Genomic DNA, 19823 nt, shown 5'->3' on the forward strand with positions numbered 1-19823 from the left:
TGCGTAAGGAATGCTGGGGAAGGTCACAGAATTTTTCACTGAGGAAGCGATGAAGAGAGTGAAACTGAGCGCGACGACGGCTTTTTGCATGGTTTTATCGTGGAACGCGGCGGCGCATCCGCACAGTTTTATCGCCCTGCAAAGCCAGCTGGTGGCTGAAAACGGGATGCTTACGGCGATCAAGATGCGCTGGACGATGGATGAAATCACCTCTGCCGACCTGCTGTACGACGCCGGTAACGCAAAGCCGGGCGATGAAGTATGGAAGAAGCTGGCGGCGGAAGTGATGGCGAACGTGCTCGGCCAGCACTACTTCAGCGAAGTCTGGCACGGCGAAGAGAAGGTGAAGTTCAACAATCTGCCCCCTGCCTATGGGCTTTCCCGCGAGGGCCATAAGGCGGTGCTGACCTTTACGTTGCCGCTGGCGACGCCGCAGCCGCTGGCCGGGCAGCGCTACCAGTTCGCAACCTTCGACCCGACCTATTTTGTCGATATGCATTACGACAAGGACGCCGACGTTTCCCTCGCCGCGGGAATGCCCGCCGGGTGCCAGGTGAAGGTGCATACGCCAAAGCCAGGCCAGGATCTCACCGCCTACGCGCTGTCGCTGGATAAAGCCGACGCGCCGCCGGAGGATATGGATCTCGGGAAACAATTCGCACAGCAGGTGACGTTGCAATGTCCTTAATGACTCCGGTATCCCGCCGTTCGCCGCGCTGGGCGCACCTCTGGCCGCTGGCGCTGTTTTTGCTGGCCGTGCTGGCGGGCGGCGCGTGGCTGTGGCATCTCTGGCCGCAGGTGATGCTGAAAAGCATTCTCTGGCAGCGGGAGGTGAATCAGCAGATGAGCGGCCTGCTGCAGGCGGTGGCGCAAAACCCGGCCAGAGCGGGCGGGTCTCTGCTCATATTCAGCTTTGTATACGGCGTGCTGCACGCCTTAGGGCCAGGGCATGGCAAAGTGGTGATCGCCACCTGGCTTGCGACCCATCCCTCCAGGCTTAAGGCCAGCATCGGGCTGACCCTTGCCGCCTCCCTGCTGCAGGGGCTGGTGGCGATCGGCCTGACCGTTATCGTACTGAGCCTGCTGGCGCTGCCCGCGCGGGAGCTGCATCTCAGCAGCTTCTGGCTGGAGAAGGGCAGCTATGCGCTGGTGGGCCTGCTTGGGCTGATGCTCTGCTGGCGGGCGCTAAAAAAGCTGCGTCTCCTGCTGCGCAAACCTACCTTTATCGCCTTCACTCCCCATCATGTTCACCACGCCAGCTGCGGCTGTGGGCACCAGCATATGCCGGATCCGCAGCAGATGACGTCGGATAGCGACTGGCGCGCCCGGCTGATGATTGTTCTGTCGATGGGCATGCGTCCGTGTTCCGGCGCCATTATGGTGCTGCTGTTCAGTAAGGTGATCGGCGTTTTTGCCTGGGGTGTGGCGTCGGCGCTGGCGATGGCGGCAGGCACCTCGCTGACGATTTCATCGCTGGCGCTGCTGGTGCACAGCTTTCGTCGGATAGCGGTACGGATGAGCGGTCATAAAGCGCCCGCGCTGTGGCGGCAGATTGGCTGGACGACGCTGGCGCTGGCCGGCGGTGTGATATTAGTGGTTGCAGCGGTGATAATGTGGGTGAGCGCGGTGCCCGTGGGAAGAGGGATGAGGCCGTTTTGATTTTGCCGGTGGCGTTAGCGCCACCGGGCATTACTGAGATTAACGCTTCAGCGCGTCGCTCAGTTCGTCGCGCATGTTCGCCAGCATGGCTTTCACTACGCGCGGGTTACCGGCAACGAGGTTGCCCGTCATCATGTAGTTGTGACCGCCGGTGAAATCGCAGACCAGCGCGCCTGCTTCGCGGGCGATCAGTTCGCCTGCGGCGAAATCCCACGGCTTCAGGCCGATTTCGAAGTAGCCGTCAACGCGGCCAGCGGCAACGTAGGCCAGGTCCAGCGCAGCAGAGCCGGTGCGGCGGAAGTCGGCGCACTCGGTATACATTTTGCCGAGGATATTCATGTAGGAGGTGGCGTGCTGCTTGGCTTTGAACGGGAAGCCGGTCGCCAGAATGGTGCCGTCCAGATCGCGGGCGTTGCTGCCGCGCAGGCGGTAACCGTTGAGCTGTGCGCCCTGGCCGCGGGTAGCGGTGAACAGTTCGTTGCGCATCGGATCGTAAACTACGGCAACTTCAGTACGGCCTTTAATGCGTACGGCGATGGATACGGAGAAGTGCGGCAGACGTTTTACGAAGTTGGTAGTGCCATCCAGTGGATCGATAACCCATTGAACATCCTGATCTTCACCTGTGTGTTCACCGCTTTCTTCGGTGATAATAGTGTGCTGTGGGTAAGATTTGCGAATGGTTTCGATAATAACGGCTTCTGCGGCTTTATCGACGTTGGTCACAAAATCATTGCTGCCTTTCTGGCTGGTTTCTACGGTATCTGGAGTTTCGTAGTGTTTGGCAATTAAATTACCCGCCTTGCGCGCTGCGCGCACGGCGATGTTCAGCATCGGATGCATCGGTCTCTCTCACTGGATGTTAAAGAACGGGAAAACGGCGCAGAGTATAGCAGCGGGATCGGAATCTGTCTTCCGTTTATGGTAATATGGCCGAATATTCTTCAGACACAGAAAAACTATGCTGCAAAATATTCGAATCGTGCTGGTCGAAACCTCGCATACCGGCAATATGGGCTCTGTCGCCCGCGCAATGAAAACCATGGGCTTAACCAATCTGTGGCTGGTGAATCCGCTGGTGAAACCGGACTCGCAGGCCATCGCGCTCGCGGCTGGCGCCAGCGACGTTATCGGCAACGCGCAGATCGTCGATACCCTGGATGACGCGCTGGCGGGCTGCAGCCTGGTCGTTGGCACCAGCGCCCGCTCACGCACCCTGCCGTGGCCGATGCTCGACCCGCGCGAGTGCGGGCTGAAAAGCGTTGCGGAAGCTGAACATGCCCCGGTGGCGCTGGTCTTTGGCCGCGAGCGCGTCGGTCTGACCAACGATGAGCTGCAGAAGTGCAACTACCACGTGGCGATCGCCGCCAATCCGGAGTACAGCTCGCTGAACCTGGCGATGGCGGTTCAGGTTATCGCCTATGAGGTTCGTATGGCGTGGCTGGCGGCGCAGGAGAACGGCGATAAGGCGGAGCACGAAGAGACGCCGTATCCGCTGGTGGACGACCTCGAGCGCTTTTACGGCCATCTGGAGCAGACGCTGCTCGCAACCGGCTTTATCCGCGCTAACCATCCCGGCCAGGTGATGAACAAGCTGCGCCGCCTGTTCACCCGCGCCCGGCCGGAAAGCCAGGAGCTGAACATCCTGCGCGGCATTCTGGCGTCGATTGAGCAGAAGAATAAAGAGTAATTGTGCGCGTCGTTGCCCGGCGGAGCTTCGCTTGCACGGGCCTACGGTTTTGTAGGTCAGGTAAGCGCAGCGCCACCCGACAAAAAACGGCACAGAAGGTTAAATACCTGACTAAAACAGTCAAGTAAATAGTTGACCAATTTAGTCAGGAATGTCAGACTTGCCCCTGCTATGCAATACCCCCATTTTAATAACAACCCCGGGCAGGGGCGAGTTTGAGGTTAAGTAAGACATGAGACTGACATCTAAAGGGCGTTATGCCGTGACCGCGATGCTGGACGTTGCGCTCAACTCCGAAGCGGGCCCGGTTCCGTTGGCAGATATTTCAGAGCGTCAGGGAATTTCTCTTTCCTATCTGGAACAGCTGTTCTCTCGACTTCGCAAAAATGGCCTGGTTTCCAGCGTACGCGGCCCGGGCGGCGGCTACCTGCTGGGCAAAGATGCCGGCAGCATCGCCGTTGGCGAAGTCATCAGCGCGGTAGACGAATCCGTTGACGCCACCCGTTGTCAGGGTAAAGGCGGCTGTCAGGGCGGCGATAAGTGCCTGACCCACGCGCTGTGGCGCGATCTGAGCGATCGTCTGACCGGCTTTTTGAACAATATCACCTTAGGTGAACTGGTCAATAACCAGGAAGTGCTGGATGTCTCCGGCCGTCAGCATGCGCATGATTCACATCGCAGCACCCGTACGCAGGACGCCATTGACGTCAAACTGCGCGCGTAATAACGATAAAGATTTCAGAATCAGGCCAGGGCAATCAGCGCCCTGTGTACTCGGTCGTACATCAAGCCGGTTGCCTGATTCCTTGCATTGAGTGATGTACGGAGTTTAAAGAGCAATGAAATTACCAGTCTATCTCGATTACTCCGCAACCACGCCGGTGGACCCGCGTGTTGCCGAGAAAATGATGCAGTTTTTGACGCTGGACGGAACCTTTGGTAACCCGGCCTCCCGCTCTCACCGTTTCGGCTGGCAGGCTGAAGAGGCGGTCGATATCGCCCGCAATCAGATTGCCGAGCTGGTCGGTGCCGACCCGCGCGAAATCGTCTTTACCTCTGGCGCGACCGAATCCGACAACCTGGCGATTAAAGGCGCTGCCAACTTCTATCAGAAAAAAGGCAAGCACATCATCACCAGCAAAACCGAGCACAAAGCGGTGCTGGATACCTGCCGCCAGCTGGAGCGCGAAGGGTTTGAAGTGACCTACCTGGCGCCGCAGCGCAACGGCATTATCGATCTCAAAGAGCTCGAAGCCGCGATGCGTGACGACACCATCCTGGTCTCCATCATGCACGTGAACAACGAAATCGGCGTGGTGCAGGATATCGCGACCATCGGCGAAATGTGCCGTGCGCGCGGCATCATTTTCCACGTTGACGCCACCCAGAGCGTGGGCAAACTGCCTATCGATCTGAGCCAGCTGAAAGTGGATCTGATGTCCTTCTCCGGCCACAAAATCTACGGCCCGAAAGGCATCGGCGCGCTGTACGTGCGTCGCAAACCGCGTATCCGTATCGAAGCGCAGATGCACGGCGGCGGTCACGAGCGCGGCATGCGTTCCGGTACGCTGCCTGTTCACCAGATCGTCGGCATGGGCGAAGCCTACCGCATCGCGAAAGAAGAGATGGATACCGAGATGGCGCGTCTGCGCGGTCTGCGTAACCGTCTGTGGGACGGCATCAAAGATATCGAAGAAGTCTACCTGAACGGCTCTCTGGAGCAGGGCGCGCCGAATATTCTCAACGTCAGCTTCAACTATGTTGAAGGCGAGTCGCTGATCATGGCGCTGAAAGACCTGGCCGTTTCTTCCGGTTCCGCCTGTACCTCCGCAAGCCTGGAGCCGTCCTACGTGCTGCGCGCGCTGGGGATGAATGACGAGCTGGCGCACAGCTCAATCCGTTTCTCTTTAGGTCGTTTTACTACCGAAGAAGAGATTGATTACACCATCGCACTGGTGCAGAAATCCATCGGTCGTCTGCGTGAACTCTCTCCGCTGTGGGACATGTTCAAGCAGGGCGTGGACCTGAACACCATCGAATGGTCACATCACTAATCGGTACCCAATAAGGAGAATTCACCATGGCATACAGCGAAAAAGTTATCGATCATTACGAGAATCCGCGCAACGTCGGTTCGTTTGACAACAGCGACGAAAACGTCGGCAGCGGGATGGTCGGCGCGCCGGCATGCGGCGACGTCATGAAGTTGCAGATTAAAGTCAACAATGAAGGTATCATTGAAGACGCGCGCTTTAAGACCTACGGTTGCGGTTCCGCTATCGCCTCCAGCTCGCTGGTCACCGAATGGGTGAAGGGCAAATCGCTGGACGAAGCGCAGGCTATCAAGAACACCGATATTGCTGAAGAACTCGAACTGCCGCCGGTGAAGATTCACTGCTCGATTCTGGCAGAAGACGCGATCAAAGCCGCTATTGCGGACTATAAAAGCAAACGTGAAGCAAAATAATTAAGTTGAGGTTGTTATGTCGATTACCCTTAGCGACAGCGCTGCCGCGCGAGTAAGCACCTTCCTGGCCAACCGAGGTAAAGGTTTTGGCCTGCGTTTAGGCGTGCGTACCTCCGGCTGTTCTGGTATGGCCTACGTACTGGAGTTTGTTGACGAGCCGGCTGATGAAGATACCGTGTTCGAAGACAAAGGCGTGAAGGTGGTGGTCGATGGCAAAAGCCTGCAGTTTCTCAACGGCACTCAGCTGGACTTCGTAAAAGAAGGCCTTAACGAAGGGTTTAAATTTACCAACCCGAACGTCAAAGATGAGTGCGGCTGCGGCGAAAGCTTCAACGTTTAATCGCGTATCACCCAAGAGACCCCACCGCAGATAAGCTGTGCGTGGGGTTTGCTTTAACTGGCTATCCCTGGAATTGTTATGGATTACTTCACCCTTTTTGGGTTACCTGCCCATTACCCGATTGATACCCAGGCTCTGGCGGCCCGTTTCCAGGATCTGCAACGGCAATTCCACCCGGACAGATTCGCCAGCGGCACGCAGGCGGAGCAGCTGGCCGCGGTACAGCAATCAGCGACCATCAACCAGGCGTGGCAGACGTTGCGTCATCCGCTTACCCGCGCAGAATACCTGCTGTCGCTGCATGGCTTTGACCTGGCAAGCGAGCAGCACACGGTACGCGACACCGCATTTCTGATGGAGCAGCTGACGCTTCGCGAAGAGCTTGAGGACATCGAGAAAGCGCAGGACGAGGCGCGTCTTACCGCCTTTATCCAGCGCGTGAAAACGATGTTCGACGCGCGCCATCAGCTGATGGTCGAGCAATTGAATAATGAGGCGTGGAACGCGGCGGCGGATACCGTGCGCAAACTGCGTTTTCTCGATAAACTGCGTAGCTCTGCAGAACAACTCGAAGAAAAGCTGCTCGATTTTTAATTTCGGAAGCAATTATGGCCTTATTACAAATTAGTGAGCCTGGCATGAGCGCCGCGCCGCACCAGCGTCGTCTGGCCGCAGGCATTGATTTAGGCACCACCAATTCTCTGGTCGCGACCGTGCGTAGCGGTCAGGCCGAAACGCTGCCTGATAACCAGGGGCGCCATCTGTTGCCATCCGTGGTTCATTATCAGGCCCAGGGCCACATCGTGGGCTACGACGCGCGCGCCACCGCCGCGCAGGATCCGGCCAATACCATCAGCTCCGTGAAGCGCCTGATGGGCCGCTCGCTGGCCGATGTGCAGGCGCGCTACCCGCACCTGCCGTACCAGCTGCAGGAAAGCGTTAACGGTCTGCCGATGCTGGCGACCGCCGCGGGTCTGCTTAACCCGGTACGTATCTCCGCCGACATCCTGAAGGCGCTGGCCGCCCGCGCGACCGAAGCGCTGGCAGGCGAGCTTGACGGCGTGGTCATCACCGTTCCGGCCTATTTTGACGATGCTCAGCGTCAGGGCACCAAAGACGCGGCGCGCCTGGCGGGGCTGCACGTGCTGCGCCTGCTTAACGAGCCGACGGCGGCGGCGATTGCCTACGGTCTCGACTCCGGGCAGGAAGGGGTGATTGCCGTTTACGATCTCGGCGGCGGCACCTTTGATATCTCGATTCTGCGCCTGAGCCGCGGCGTGTTCGAGGTGCTGGCCACCGGCGGCGACTCCGCGCTCGGCGGCGACGATTTTGACCACCTGCTGGCGGATTACGTTCGCGAGCAGGTGGGGATAGCTGACCGCAGCGACGCGCGTCTGCAGCGTGAACTGCTTGATGCCGCCATCGCGGCGAAAATCGCGCTTAGCGATGCGGATGCGGTGACGGTCGATATCGCCGGCTGGCGGGGGAAAATTACCCGCAGCCAGTTTGACGCGCTCATTGCTCCGCTGGTCAAGCGTACGCTGCTCTCCTGTCGCCGCGCGCTGAAAGATGCGGGCGTTGAGGCCGAAGAGGTCATCGACGTGGTGATGGTCGGCGGCTCTACGCGCGTGCCGCTGGTGCGCGAACGCGTCGGCGAATTCTTTGGCCGTACGCCGCTGACCTCCATCGACCCGGACAAAGTGGTCGCTATCGGCGCGGCGATTCAGGCGGATATTCTGGTCGGCAACAAGCCGGACAGCGAAATGCTGCTGCTCGACGTTATCCCGCTCTCTCTGGGGCTGGAAACCATGGGCGGCCTGGTGGAGAAGGTCATTCCGCGCAATACCACCATCCCGGTGGCCCGCGCGCAGGAGTTCACCACCTTTAAAGACGGCCAGACCGCGATGTCCATCCACGTGATGCAGGGCGAGCGCGAGCTGGTGCAGGACTGCCGTTCGCTGGCGCGCTTTGCGCTGCGCGGTATTCCGGCGATGCCCGCGGGCGGGGCGCATATTCGCGTTACCTTCCAGGTGGATGCCGACGGCCTGCTGAGCGTGACGGCGATGGAGAAATCCACCGGCGTTGAGGCCTCAATTCAGGTGAAGCCTTCCTATGGCCTGACCGATGGCGAAATCGCCAGCATGATTCAGGACTCGATGAGCTACGCCGAGCAGGACGTGCAGGCGCGTATGCTCGCCGAGCAAAAAGTGGAAGCGGCGCGCGTGCTGGAAAGCCTGCACGGCGCGCTGGCGGCAGATGCCGCGCTGCTCAACGCCGACGAGCGTCAGGCGATTGACGACGCGGCCGCGCGCCTGCAGGCCGCCGCCGCGGGAAATGACCCGGAAGCCATTAAAGAAGCGATTAAAAATATCGACACACAAACCCAGGACTTTGCCGCACGCCGAATGGACCAGTCCGTTCGTATGGCGCTGAAAGGCCAGTCCGTGGACGAGGTTTAATATGCCAAAGATTGTTTTTCTGCCTCATCAGGACCTGTGTCCGGATGGCGCTGTGCTGGAAGCGAATACCGGTGAAACCATCCTCGACGTTGCGCTGCGCAACGGCATTGAGATTGAGCACGCCTGCGAGAAATCCTGCGCCTGCACCACCTGTCACTGCATCGTGCGCGAAGGGTTTGACTCCCTGGCGGAAAGTACGGAAGACGAAGACGACATGCTGGACAAAGCGTGGGGGCTGGAGCCGGAAAGCCGTTTAGGCTGCCAGGCGCGCGTGACCGACGAAGATCTGGTGGTCGAAATTCCGCGTTACACAATCAACCATGCGCGCGAGCATTAACAGAGGTTAGTATGGGACTGAAGTGGACTGACAGCCGGGAAATCGGCGAGGCGCTGTACGACGCTTTCCCGGATCTCGATCCTAAGACCGTGCGATTCACCGATATGCATCAGTGGATTTGCGATCTGGAGGATTTTGAGGACGATCCAAACGCATCCAATGAAAAAATTCTGGAGGCGATTCTGTTAGTCTGGTTAGATGAAGCAGAGTAAATCACTTAGCGGGCTGCCTTCAGGCGGCCCGTTTGCTAATAAGGATAAATAAAATGACCGAAGCGATGAAGATTACGCTCTCTACCGAGCCTGCCGATGCGCGCTGGGGCGAAAAAGCCACCTGGAGCGTGAATACCGACGGCATCACCCTGCACCTGAACGGCAAAGACGACCTGGGGCTGATTCAGCGCGCCGCGCGTAAAGTCGACGGCCTGGGGATCAAGCATGTCTCCCTCTGCGGCGAAGGCTGGGATACCGATCGCAGCTGGGCGTTCTGGGCCGGCTATAAAGGCCCGAAAGGCACCCGTAAAGTCGACTGGGCTGACCTCGACGCGGCGCAGCAAACAGAGCTGGAAAACCGCCTTGCCATCATCGACTGGGTGCGCGACACCATCAACGCGCCGGCCGAAGAGCTGGGGCCGGAGCAGCTGGCGCAGCGCGCGGTCGATCTGCTGTGCGGTGTCGCCTGCGACAAGGTGCATTACCGCATCACCAAAGGCGAAGACCTGCGCGAGCAGAACTACCTCGGCATTCACACCGTGGGACGTGGTTCAGAGCGCCCGCCGGTGCTGCTGGCGCTCGACTACAACCCGACCGGCGACGCCAATGCGCCGGTGTACGCCTGCCTGGTGGGGAAAGGCATCACTTTTGACTCCGGCGGCTACAGCCTCAAGCAGAGCGCGTTCATGGACTCCATGAAGTCCGACATGGGCGGCGCGGCGCTGGTGACCGGCGCGCTGGCGTTTGCCATTACCCGCGGCCTCAATAAGCGCGTCAAGATGTACCTCTGCTGCGCCGACAACATGGTCAGCGGCAACGCCTTCAAGCTTGGCGACATTATCCGCTACCGTAACGGCAAAAACGTCGAGGTGATGAACACCGACGCGGAAGGCCGCCTGGTGCTGGCCGATGGTCTGATTGACGCCTCCGCGCAGAAGCCGCAGTTCATCATTGACGCCGCGACCCTGACCGGCGCGGCGAAAACCGCGCTGGGTAACGACTACCACGCGCTGTTCAGCTTTGACGATGCGCTGGCGTCCCGCCTGATGGCGAGCGCGGCGGCGGAAAACGAGCCGTTCTGGCGCCTGCCGCTGGCGGAATTCCACCGCAACCAGCTGCCGTCGAACTTTGCCGAGCTGAACAACACCGCCAGCGCCGCCTTCCCGGCGGGCGCCAGCACCGCGGCCGGTTTCCTTTCTCACTTCGTTGAGAACTATCAGCAGGGCTGGCTGCACATCGACTGCTCCGCGGCCTATCGCAAAGCGGCGGTTGAGCAGTGGGCCGCCGGTGCGACCGGGCTTGGCGTGCGTACGATTGCGAACCTGCTGACCGCAGAGTAATTGTCTTTGCCCGGCGGCGCTGCGCTTGCACGGGCCTACGGGTTTTGTAGGCCGGGTAAGCGTAGCGCCACCCGGCTTTATCTTGAAGTAGCCAAACTATGTCAGAAACCAAAAACGAATTAGAGACTCTGCTGGAAAAGGCGGCGACGGAGCCCGCGCACCGTCCGGCATTTTTCCGCACGCTGCTGGAATCCACCGTCTGGGTACCGGGAACCGCCGCCGAAGGCGAGCAGGTTGTCGACGACAGCGCGCTGGATCTGCAGCACTGGGAAAAAGACGACGGCACCTCGGTTATCCCGTTTTTTACCTCGCTGGCGGCCCTGCAGGAAGCCGTAGAGGACGAGCAGGCGTTTGTGGCGATGCCGGTGCGCACCCTGTTTGAAATGACGCTGGGCGAGACGCTGTTCCTCAACGCCAAACTTCCGACAGGCAAAGAGTTTACGCCGCGCGAAATCAGCCACCTGATCGGCGACGAGGGCAACCCGCTCAGCACGCAGGAGGTGCTGGAGGGCGGCGAAACGCTGCTGCTTTCCGAAGTGGCGCAGCCGCCCGCGCAGATGATTGACTCCCTGACCACGCTGTTTAAAACCCTCAAGCCGGTGAAGCGCGCTTTCCTGTGCTCTGTCAAAGAGCGTCAGGAGGAGACACCGGTTCTGCTGATCGGCATTGAGGCGGACGGTGAGATTGAGGAGATAATCCAGGCGGCGGGCAGCGTGGCGACCGACACGCTGCCGGGCGACGAACCGATTGATATCTGCCGGGTAGTGAAAGGGGAAAAGGGTATCAGCCACTTTATCACCGAGCATATCGCGCCGTTTTACGAGCGCCGCTGGGGCGGCTTTCTGCGCGATTTCAAAACCAACCGCATCATTTAAACAGCAGGGGCGACACGATGTCGCCCCTGTTCGTATCAGGCCGGTTCAATGGGGAGATCGCCGCGCGCGCCCCATTCGCTCCAGGAGCCGTCATACAGCGTCACATCTTCAGCCTCAAGCGTGGCCAGCGCCAGCGCCACGACCGACGCGGTCACCCCGGAACCGCAGCTGACGATAATCGGTTTATCCAGCGCCACGCCCTGACGGCGGAAGATATCCTCCAGCTCGTCGGTGGTTTTCAGCTCGCCGTTAATGACCAGATCGCTCCATGGGACGTTGCGGGCGCCGGGGATATGTCCGCGCCTGAGCCCCGGACGCGGCTCGTCGGCTTCGGCGTTAAAACGCGCCGCCGGACGGGCGTCGACCAGCTGCGCGCTGTTTTCGTGGCTGGCTACCAGCACGTCGGTCAGCCGCCTGACGGCGTCGGCGTTGAATTTCACCTCGAAATCCCCTTCCGCCAGGGCGACGTTCCCCTGCTGCAGCGGCAGCTCGTCGCGCTTCCAGCCCGCCAGGCCGCCCGCCAGAATGGAGACGTTTTCCACGCCGAAGGTGCGCAGCATCCACCAGGCGCGCGGGGCGGAAAACAGGTTGCCCTCGTCATACACCACCAGGTGCCGGTCGTGGTTGACGCCGAGCTCTCGCATGGCGACGGCGAAGGCCTCCGGACGCGGCATCATATGCGGCAGCGGACTGGTGTGATCGGACAGGGCTTCAATATCGAAAAACACCGCATCGGGCAGATGACCGTCGCGATATTCCGCGGCCATATCGCGAAGGTGCTCCTGTCCGGCCGGCGCCATCCGCGCATCGATAATCTGCACTTCAGGGTCATCAATATGTTCCGCCAGCCAGTCGGCGGCGACAAAATAAGCGGTGGTCATGGTTGCCTCCCTTTACCTGTTGTGAATCGGATTGTCGGCGTTTTTGCCTGAGTGGACAAGGTGTCCTCTTTCAGAGTTGCAATCAAAATCAGACTTTTAAGCCTGTTGGTAAAATCAGACATTCCGCATAATACTGTGTTGACGCAAATAGCAGGCTCACCGGGCCCAGGGGTTATAAGGATGAAACCGTTCCGTTTAGCGGCGCTGACGCTGGCGCTTGTCGCCACATTCTCGCTCGTCGGCTGTGATAATAATGATAAACCACAGACCGCCGGGAAGGCTGATTCGGCTCCGACGTCGCAGGCAAAAGCGCCGGCGAAGCCCGACAGCGCGCAGCTGGAAAAGCTGGCGCAGCAAAGTCAGGGCAAAGCGCTGACTTTGCTTGACGCCTCCGAGGTGCAGCTTGACGGCGCCGCCACGCTGGTACTCACTTTTTCCATTCCGCTGGACCCGAATCAGGACTTCTCGCGCCGCGTCCACCTGGTGGATAAAAAGAGCGGCAAAGTCGATGGCGCCTGGGAAATTGCCCCGAACCTGAAAGAGCTACGTTTGCGCCACCTTGAACCGAAGCGCAATCTGGTGCTTACCGTCGATCCGGAACTGGCGGCGGTGAATAAAGCGACCCTTGGCCAGAGCGTGGAGAAAACCTTCACGACCCGCGATATTGCCCCCAGCGTAGGCTTTGCCAGCCGCGGTTCGCTGCTGCCGGGCAAGGTGGTGGCCGGGCTGCCGGTGATGGCCCTTAACGTCAACAATGTGGATATCAACTTCTTTCGCATTAAGCCGGAATCCCTCGCGGCGTTCGTCAGCCAGTGGGAGTACCGCAGCGCGTTGACCAACTGGGAGTCGGACGAGCTGCTGAAAATGGCGGACCTGGTCTATACCGGGCGCTTCGATCTCAACCCGCAGCGCAATACCCGCGAAAAGCTGTTGCTGCCGCTCAGCGACATCAAACCGCTGCAGCAGGCCGGGGTGTATGTGGCGGTCATGAATCAGGCCGGGCACTACAGCTACAGCAACGCCGCGACCCTGTTTACCCTCAGCGACATCGGCGTTTCGGCGCACCGCTACCGTAACCGCCTTGACGTGTTCACCCAAAGCCTCGAAAACGGCGCCGCGCAGTCCGCTATCGACGTCCAGCTGCTGAACGACAAGGGGCAGGTGCTGGCGCAGGCGAACAGCGACGCCCAGGGGCACGTGACCCTGCAGACGGATAAAGAGGCGGCGCTGCTGCTGGCGCGTAAAGACGGGCAGACCACGCTGCTTGACCTCAAGCTTCCGGCGCTGGATCTGGCGGAGTTCGACATTGCGGGCGCGCCGGGCTACAGCAAGCAGTTCTTCATGTTCGGCCCGCGCGACCTCTACCGCCCCGGCGAGACGGTTATCCTCAACGGCCTGCTGCGCGACAGCGACGGCAAGCCGCTGGCCGACCAGCCGGTGAAGCTGGAGGTGGTGCAGCCTGACGGGCAGGTTATCCGGACGGTCATGAGCCAGGCGGTGAACGGTCTGTACGCGTTTACTTACCCGCTTGACAGCGGCGCGGCGACCGGCATGTGGCATATTCGCGCCAGCGCGGGCGACAACCAGAAGCGCGAGTGGGATTTCCACGTCGAGGATTTTATGCCGGAGCGGATGGCGCTCAGCCTGACGCCGCAGAAGCTGCCGGTGGCGCCGGATGCCGACGTTCGCTTTGACGTCGCGGGCTACTACCTCTACGGAGCGCCTGCCAGCGGCAATGCGCTGCAGGGGAAACTGTTCCTGCGTCCGCTGCGTGACGCGGTCGCCGCGCTGCCGGGATTCCAGTTTGGCGATATCGCCGAAGACAACCTGTCCCGCACCCTGGATGAGGTGCAACTGACGCTCGACGACAAAGGCCGCGGGCAGGTGGAAACGCAGAGCCAGTGGCAGGAGACCCATTCGCCGCTGCAGGTGATTTTGCAGGCCAGCCTGCTGGAGTCCGGGGGCCGTCCCGTCACCCGCCGCGTTGAGCAGGCTATCTGGCCTGCCGAAACGCTGCCGGGCATCCGTCCGGCGTTCGCCAGCAAAGCGGTGTATGACTACCGTACCGACACCACCGTGAATCAGCCGATGGTGGATGAAAACAGCAATGCCGGTTTCGACATCGTCTATGCCGATGCCAGCGGACAGAAAAAGGCGGTCTCCGGGCTGCAGGTGCGCCTGATCCGCGAGCGCCGCGACTACTACTGGAACTGGTCTGACAGCGACGGCTGGCAGTCGCAGTTCGATCAAAAGGATCTGGTGGAGGGCGAACAGTCGCTGGATCTGAAAGCCGATGAAACCGGTAAGGTCAGCTTCCCGGTAGAGTGGGGCTCCTACCGCCTGGAGGTGAAAGCGCCGGACGATACCCTCAGCAGCGTCCGCTTCTGGGCCGGGTACAGCTGGCAGGATAACAGCGACGGCAGCGGCGCGGCGCGTCCTGACCGCGTCACCATGAAGCTCGATAAACCGGCGTACAAACCGGGAGAGACCATCAGGTTGCATATCGCCGCACCGGCGGCCGGTAAAGGCTATGCGATGGTGGAGTCCAGCGAAGGGCCGCTGTGGTGGCAGGAGATAGACGTTCCCGCCGAAGGGATGGATCTCGCCATTCCGGTCGATAAAAGCTGGAACCGCCACGATCTTTACCTCAGCACGCTGGTGATCCGTCCGGGGGATAAGTCCAAATCCGCAACGCCGAAGCGCGCGGTCGGGCTGCTGCATCTGCCGCTCGGCGATGAAAACCGCCGCCTGAACCTTACGCTCGACGCGCCGGTGAAAATGCGTCCGAACCAGCCGCTGACGGTGAAGGTGAAAGCCAGCGCCAAAGAGGGACCGGCGCCGAAGCAGGTTAACGTGCTGGTCTCCGCCGTCGACAGCGGCGTGCTGAACATTACCGATTACGCCACGCCGGATCCGTGGAACGCGTTTTTCGGCCAGAAGCGCTACGGCGCGGATATCTATGATATCTACGGTCAGGTGATTGAAGGACAGGGGCGTCTGGCGAACCTGCGTTTCGGCGGCGATGGCGACGAGCTCAAGCGCGGCGGCAAACCGCCGGTCAACCACGTGACGATTATCGCCGAGCAGGCGCAGCCGGTGCAGCTTGATGACAACGGCGAGGGAACGGTCACCCTGCCGATCGGCGATTTTAACGGCGAGCTGCGGGTGATGGCGCAGGCGTGGACCGCAGAGGATTTTGGCAGCAGCGACAGCAAAGTGGTGGTTGCCGCGCCGGTGATTGCCGAGCTGAATATGCCGCGTTTCATCGCCGGTGGCGATACGACGCGCCTGACGCTGGATTTGACCAACCTGACGGACAAACCGCAGACGCTGAGCGTGAAGCTTGCCGCCAGCGGGCTGCTGTCGCTGGAGAGCGCGCAGCCGCAGCCGGTAAACCTGGCGCCTGGCGCCCGCATGACGCTGTTCGTACCGGTCAGCGCGGCGGAAGGCTTTGGCGATGGCCGGGTGGAGGCCACCGTTGATGGCCTGGCCCTGCCGGGCGAAACCTTTGCGCCGTTCCATAAGCAGTGGACGCTCGGCGTGCGCCCGGCATTCCCGGCGCAGACGGTGAATTCCGGCGCGGCGCTACAGCCTGGCGAAAGCTGGACGGCGCCCGCTGAGCAGGTGACGGGTTTCTCACCGGCGACGCTGCAGGGGCAGCTGCTGTTCAGCGGTAAACCGCCGCTGAACCTCTCGCGCTACATCCGCGAGCTGAAGGCTTACCCGTACGGCTGCCTTGAGCAGACCGCAAGCGGCCTGTTCCCGTCGCTGTACACCAATGCCGCGCAGCTGAAATCCCTCGGCATCGTCGGCGACAGCGACGACAAACGTCGGGCGGCGGTCGATCTGGGTATCTCCCGCCTGCTGCAGATGCAGCGCGACGACGGCGGTTTTGCGCTGTGGGATAAAGAGGGGCCGGAAGAGTACTGGCTGACGGCCTACGTGATGGACTTCCTCGTCCGCGCCGGCGAGCAGGGCTACAGCGTACCGGCTGAAGCGCTGGCGAAGGGCAATAACCGCCTGCTGCGCTACCTGCAGGAACCGGGGCTGATGACCATTCGCTACAGCGACGACGCCCAGGCCAGCCGCTTTGCCGTGCAGTCTTATGCCGCGCTGGTGCTGGCGCGTCAGCAGAAGGCGCCGCTCGGCGCGCTGCGCGAAATCTGGGAGCGTCACGCGCAGGCCAAAGCCGGGCTGCCGCTGCTGCAGCTCGGCCTGGCGCTGAAGGCCATGGGCGATGCGCCGCGCAGCGCTCAGGCGCTGCAGCTGGCGCTGACCACCGCGCGCCAGGATAAAAACCAGTGGATGGCGGATTACGGCAGCCAGCTTCGCGATAACGCGCTGATGCTGAGCCTGCTTGAAGAGAATAAACTGCTGCCGGAGGCGCAGAACGCGCTGCTGAACACGTTGTCGCAGCAGGCCTTCGGCGAGCGCTGGCTTTCCACCCAGGAGATGAACGCCCTGTTCCTTGCGGCGAAAGGGCTGCAGGACCTGCCGGGCGACTGGCAGGCGCAGACCTCGCTGGACGCGGCGCCGCTGCACGGCGATAAGGCGCAGTGGCGCACGCTGGATGCTGACCAGCTGGCGTCGCTGAAGGTGACGAATACCGGCACGCAGCCGCTGTGGCTGCGTCTGGACAGCAGCGGCTATCCGGCGTCAGCTCCGCCGTCCGCCAGCAATGTGCTGCAGATTGAGCGCCAGTACCTTGGCGCTGACGGGCAGCCGAAATCGCTCTCCGCGCTGCGCAGCGGCGAGCTGGTGCTGGTTCATCTGCAGGTTAAAGCGAACCAGAACGTGCCGGATGCGCTGGTGGTTGATTTGCTGCCCGCCGGGCTTGAGCTGGAAAACCAGAACCTGGCGAACAGCAGCGCCAGCCTGCAGGAGAACGGCAGCGAGGTGCAGAACCTGCTTAGTCAGATGCAGCAGGCGGATATTCAGCACATCGAGTTTCGCGACGATCGCTTTGTCGCCGCCGTGGCCGTCAGCCCTTACCAGCCGGTAACGCTGGTGTATCTGGCGCGCGCGGTGACGCCGGGCGCTTATCAGGTGCCGGTGCCGCAGGTGGAGTCGATGTACGTGCCGCAGTGGCGGGCGACGGGTGCGGCCAGCGGCCCGCTGATCGTCGTGCCGTAAATGCGTTTTCGGCGCCTGAAAACTTCCCGCTGGCTGCGGCTGGCGGGAGCGCTCGTATTGCTCTGGCTGGCGGTGCTGGCGGCTGACCGCCTGTGGCCGCTGCCGCTCAAAGAGGTTGCGCCTGCCCGGGTGGTGGTGGCCGAGGACGGCACGCCGCTGTGGCGGTTTGCCGACGCCGAAGGGATCTGGCGCTATCCGGTCGCTATTGACGACGTTTCGCCGCGCTATTTACAGGCGCTCATTCAGTACGAAGACCGCTGGTTCTGGGATCATCCCGGCGTTAATCCGCTGTCGGTGATGCGGGCCGCCTGGCAGGATCTGCGCGCCGGGCGGGTTATCTCCGGCGGCAGCACCCTGACGATGCAGGTGGCGCGCCTGCTCGACCCTCATCCCCGTACCTTTGGCGGTAAGTTCCGCCAGCTGTGGCGCGCGCTGCAGCTGGAATGGCACCTCGATAAGCGCCAGATCCTGACGCTGTACCTCAACCGGGCGCCGTTTGGCGGCACGCTGCAGGGCGTTGGGGCGGCGAGCTGGGCGTATCTCGGCAAACCGCCCGCGCGGCTGAGCTATTCCGAAGCCGCGCTGCTGGCCGTGCTGCCGCAGGCGCCGAGCCGTCTGCGTCCCGACCGCTGGCCGCTGCGGGCGCAGGCCGCGCGGGACAAAGTGCTGCAGCGGATGCAGACTCAGGGCATCTGGTCGGCGCGGCAGGTCGATGAGGCGCGGGAGGAGCCGGTGTGGCTGTTCCCGCGGCAGATGCCGCAGCTGGCGCCGCTGTTTTCCCGCAAAATGCTGGCCAGCAGCCGGGATGAAAAGGTGGTCACCACCCTTGATGCCGCGCTGCAGCGTCAGCTGGAAGAGCTGGCGCTGAACTGGAAATCCCGCCTGCCGCCGCGCAGCTCGCTGGCGATGATCGTTATCGATCATACGTCGATGAAGGTGCGCGGCTGGGTGGGGTCGGTGGACATTACCGACGACAGCCGGTTCGGCCATGTCGATATGGTCACCGCCGTGCGATCGCCGGGATCGGTGCTGAAGCCGTTTATCTATGGCCTGGCGATGGATGATGGGCTGATCCATCCGGCGTCGCTGCTGCAGGACGTACCGCGGCGTTTTAGCGACTACCGCCCGGGCAACTTCGACAGCGGCTTTCACGGCCCGGTGAGCATGAGCGACGCGCTGGTGCGCTCGCTAAACCTACCGGCGGTGCAGGTTCTGGAAGCCTATGGACCAAAGCAGTTTGCCGCTCGCCTGCGCAACGCCGGGCTGCCGCTGCTGTTGCCCAACGGCGCGGAGCCGAACCTGTCGCTGATCCTCGGCGGCGCGGGGGCGCGTCTGGCGGATATCGCCGCGGCCTACAGCGCTTTCGCCCGCCAGGGGAAAGCCGGGCGGCTGCGCATGCTGGCGAGCGATCCGCTCATTGAGCGACCGCTGCTGTCGCCCGGCAGCGCGTGGATCGTTCGCCGCATTCTTGCCGGAGAAGAACAGCCGCTGCCGGACGCCTCGCTGCCGCAGACGGTGCCGCTGGCGTGGAAAACCGGCACCAGCTACGGCTATCGCGATGCCTGGGCCATCGGCGTTAACGCCCGCTATGTTATCGGCATCTGGACCGGCAGGCCGGACGGTACGCCGGTGGTGGGGCAGTTTGGCTTTATCAGCGCGATACCGCTGCTCAATCAGGTCAGCAATCTGCTGCTGGCGCGGGCGGCGAGCGTAAAAAACGGGCTGCCGACGGACCCGCGTCCCCCTTCGGTGAGCGCCGCGACCGTCTGCTGGCCGGGCGGCCAGGCGCTTCCTGCAGGCGACAGCAACTGCCGCCGCCGTTTATCGACATGGCTGCTGGACGACAGCCAGCCGCCGACGCTATTGTTACCCGATCAGGAGGGGAGTCGGGGGATCCGCTTCCCGGTCTGGCTGGATGAAAAAGGGGCGCGCGTCGCCGCCGATTGTCCGGGCGCGAAAGCGTCAACGCTCGACGTCTGGCCGCTGCCGCTGGAACCCTGGCTGCCCGTCAGCGAGCGGCGCGCAGCCAGGCTGCCTCCGGCGTCGACGACCTGTCCGCCGCTGCACCAGCAGGATCTTATTCCGCTGACGCTCTCCGGCGTGCGCGATGGCGCGGTCATCAAACGCCTGCCGGGCGAAAATCGCGCCGCGCTGGCGCTGCAGACCACCGGGGGAGAGGGACGACGCTGGTGGTTTGTCAACGGCGAGCCGACGGAAAGCCGCGGAGCCGCGACGACGCTATCGCTGGAGCAGCCCGGCGAATATCAGCTGGTGGTGATGGATGAGGCAGGGCAGGTGGCGACCGCCAGCTTTACCCTGCAATAAGACGCGTTTTGGCGCAGAGACGATAAGTGTTGCTGAAACTCATCTTATTTTAAAAAAATGTTATCTATGTCCATAGGCAAACCGCGTGTGGGTCATTATAATCCG

The 19823-nt window shown here is 61.6% G+C and carries 17 protein-coding genes; 15 read left to right on the forward strand and 2 right to left on the reverse strand.

Going from position 1 to position 19823, the window contains the following annotated elements:
- Positions 1 to 49 precede the first annotated feature (49 nt).
- Together ENTCL_RS06040 and ENTCL_RS06045 are read left to right on the forward strand one after the other, a co-directional pair.
- Positions 50 to 688, forward strand: a complete 639-nt coding sequence (locus ENTCL_RS06040; protein ID WP_013365228.1) for a DUF1007 family protein — start codon at positions 50 to 52, stop codon at positions 686 to 688.
- Positions 679 to 1659, forward strand: coding sequence for a nickel/cobalt transporter (locus ENTCL_RS06045; RefSeq protein ID WP_013365229.1), 981 nt, complete (start codon positions 679 to 681; stop codon positions 1657 to 1659). The genes ENTCL_RS06040 and ENTCL_RS06045 overlap by 10 nt, the downstream gene beginning before the upstream one ends.
- A gap of 39 nt (positions 1660 to 1698) precedes the next feature.
- On the opposite strand, the gene suhB is transcribed toward ENTCL_RS06045, so the two are convergent.
- Entirely contained in the window at positions 1699 to 2502 is an 804-nt protein-coding gene (gene suhB / locus ENTCL_RS06050) for an inositol-1-monophosphatase (RefSeq protein ID WP_013365230.1), read from the reverse strand.
- Positions 2503 to 2620: 118 nt separating this feature from the next.
- Here suhB and trmJ point away from each other — a divergent pair, with 118 nt between their 5' ends.
- The 11 genes from trmJ (at position 2621) to sseB (ending at position 11379) form a co-directional block, all read left to right on the forward strand.
- Complete coding sequence (gene trmJ, locus ENTCL_RS06055; RefSeq protein ID WP_013365231.1) at positions 2621 to 3349, forward strand: tRNA (cytosine(32)/uridine(32)-2'-O)-methyltransferase TrmJ; 729 nt, start codon at positions 2621 to 2623, stop codon at positions 3347 to 3349.
- A gap of 232 nt (positions 3350 to 3581) precedes the next feature.
- Positions 3582 to 4073, forward strand: coding sequence for a Fe-S cluster assembly transcriptional regulator IscR (gene iscR, locus ENTCL_RS06060; RefSeq protein ID WP_013365232.1), 492 nt, complete (start codon positions 3582 to 3584; stop codon positions 4071 to 4073).
- 115 nt (positions 4074 to 4188) lie between these two features.
- The gene (gene iscS / locus ENTCL_RS06065) at positions 4189 to 5403 is read left to right on the forward strand and encodes a cysteine desulfurase (protein WP_013365233.1); all 1215 of its coding nucleotides are present in this window, start codon (positions 4189 to 4191) and stop codon (positions 5401 to 5403) included.
- A 26-nt stretch (positions 5404 to 5429) separates the two neighbouring features.
- Positions 5430 to 5816 carry a Fe-S cluster assembly scaffold IscU gene (iscU, locus tag ENTCL_RS06070; RefSeq protein ID WP_013365234.1) on the forward strand — a complete coding sequence of 129 codons (387 nt, stop codon included), beginning with the start codon at positions 5430 to 5432 and terminating at the stop codon, positions 5814 to 5816.
- Positions 5817 to 5832: 16 nt separating this feature from the next.
- Entirely contained in the window at positions 5833 to 6156 is a 324-nt protein-coding gene (gene iscA, locus ENTCL_RS06075) for an iron-sulfur cluster assembly protein IscA (RefSeq protein ID WP_013365235.1), read from the forward strand.
- Positions 6157 to 6234: 78 nt separating this feature from the next.
- Complete coding sequence (hscB, locus tag ENTCL_RS06080; protein WP_013365236.1) at positions 6235 to 6750, forward strand: co-chaperone HscB; 516 nt, start codon at positions 6235 to 6237, stop codon at positions 6748 to 6750.
- Positions 6751 to 6764: 14 nt separating this feature from the next.
- On the forward strand, positions 6765 to 8615 hold the full coding sequence (gene hscA / locus ENTCL_RS06085; protein ID WP_013365237.1) for a Fe-S protein assembly chaperone HscA: 1851 nt from the start codon (positions 6765 to 6767) through the stop codon (positions 8613 to 8615).
- 1 nt (position 8616) lies between these two features.
- On the forward strand, positions 8617 to 8952 hold the full coding sequence (fdx, locus tag ENTCL_RS06090) for an ISC system 2Fe-2S type ferredoxin (RefSeq protein ID WP_013365238.1): 336 nt from the start codon (positions 8617 to 8619) through the stop codon (positions 8950 to 8952).
- 11 nt (positions 8953 to 8963) lie between these two features.
- Complete coding sequence (iscX, locus tag ENTCL_RS06095) at positions 8964 to 9164, forward strand: Fe-S cluster assembly protein IscX (protein WP_013365239.1); 201 nt, start codon at positions 8964 to 8966, stop codon at positions 9162 to 9164.
- 53 nt (positions 9165 to 9217) lie between these two features.
- On the forward strand, positions 9218 to 10504 hold the full coding sequence (pepB, locus tag ENTCL_RS06100) for an aminopeptidase PepB (protein WP_013365240.1): 1287 nt from the start codon (positions 9218 to 9220) through the stop codon (positions 10502 to 10504).
- Between the two features lie 98 nt (positions 10505 to 10602).
- Positions 10603 to 11379 carry an enhanced serine sensitivity protein SseB gene (sseB, locus tag ENTCL_RS06105; protein WP_013365241.1) on the forward strand — a complete coding sequence of 259 codons (777 nt, stop codon included), beginning with the start codon at positions 10603 to 10605 and terminating at the stop codon, positions 11377 to 11379.
- A 35-nt stretch (positions 11380 to 11414) separates the two neighbouring features.
- On the opposite strand, the gene sseA is transcribed toward sseB, so the two are convergent.
- Complete coding sequence (gene sseA / locus ENTCL_RS06110) at positions 11415 to 12260, reverse strand: 3-mercaptopyruvate sulfurtransferase (protein WP_013365242.1); 846 nt, start codon at positions 12258 to 12260, stop codon at positions 11415 to 11417.
- 180 nt (positions 12261 to 12440) lie between these two features.
- Here sseA and ENTCL_RS06115 point away from each other — a divergent pair, with 180 nt between their 5' ends.
- Together ENTCL_RS06115 and pbpC are read left to right on the forward strand one after the other, a co-directional pair.
- Positions 12441 to 17393 carry an alpha-2-macroglobulin family protein gene (locus tag ENTCL_RS06115; RefSeq protein ID WP_013365243.1) on the forward strand — a complete coding sequence of 1651 codons (4953 nt, stop codon included), beginning with the start codon at positions 12441 to 12443 and terminating at the stop codon, positions 17391 to 17393.
- Complete coding sequence (pbpC, locus tag ENTCL_RS06120) at positions 17394 to 19718, forward strand: peptidoglycan glycosyltransferase PbpC (protein ID WP_013365244.1); 2325 nt, start codon at positions 17394 to 17396, stop codon at positions 19716 to 19718. It begins immediately after the preceding gene.
- Positions 19719 to 19823 lie beyond the last annotated feature (105 nt).

This window comes from [Enterobacter] lignolyticus SCF1, assembly GCF_000164865.1.
Lineage (GTDB): Bacteria > Pseudomonadota > Gammaproteobacteria > Enterobacterales > Enterobacteriaceae > Enterobacter_B > Enterobacter_B lignolyticus.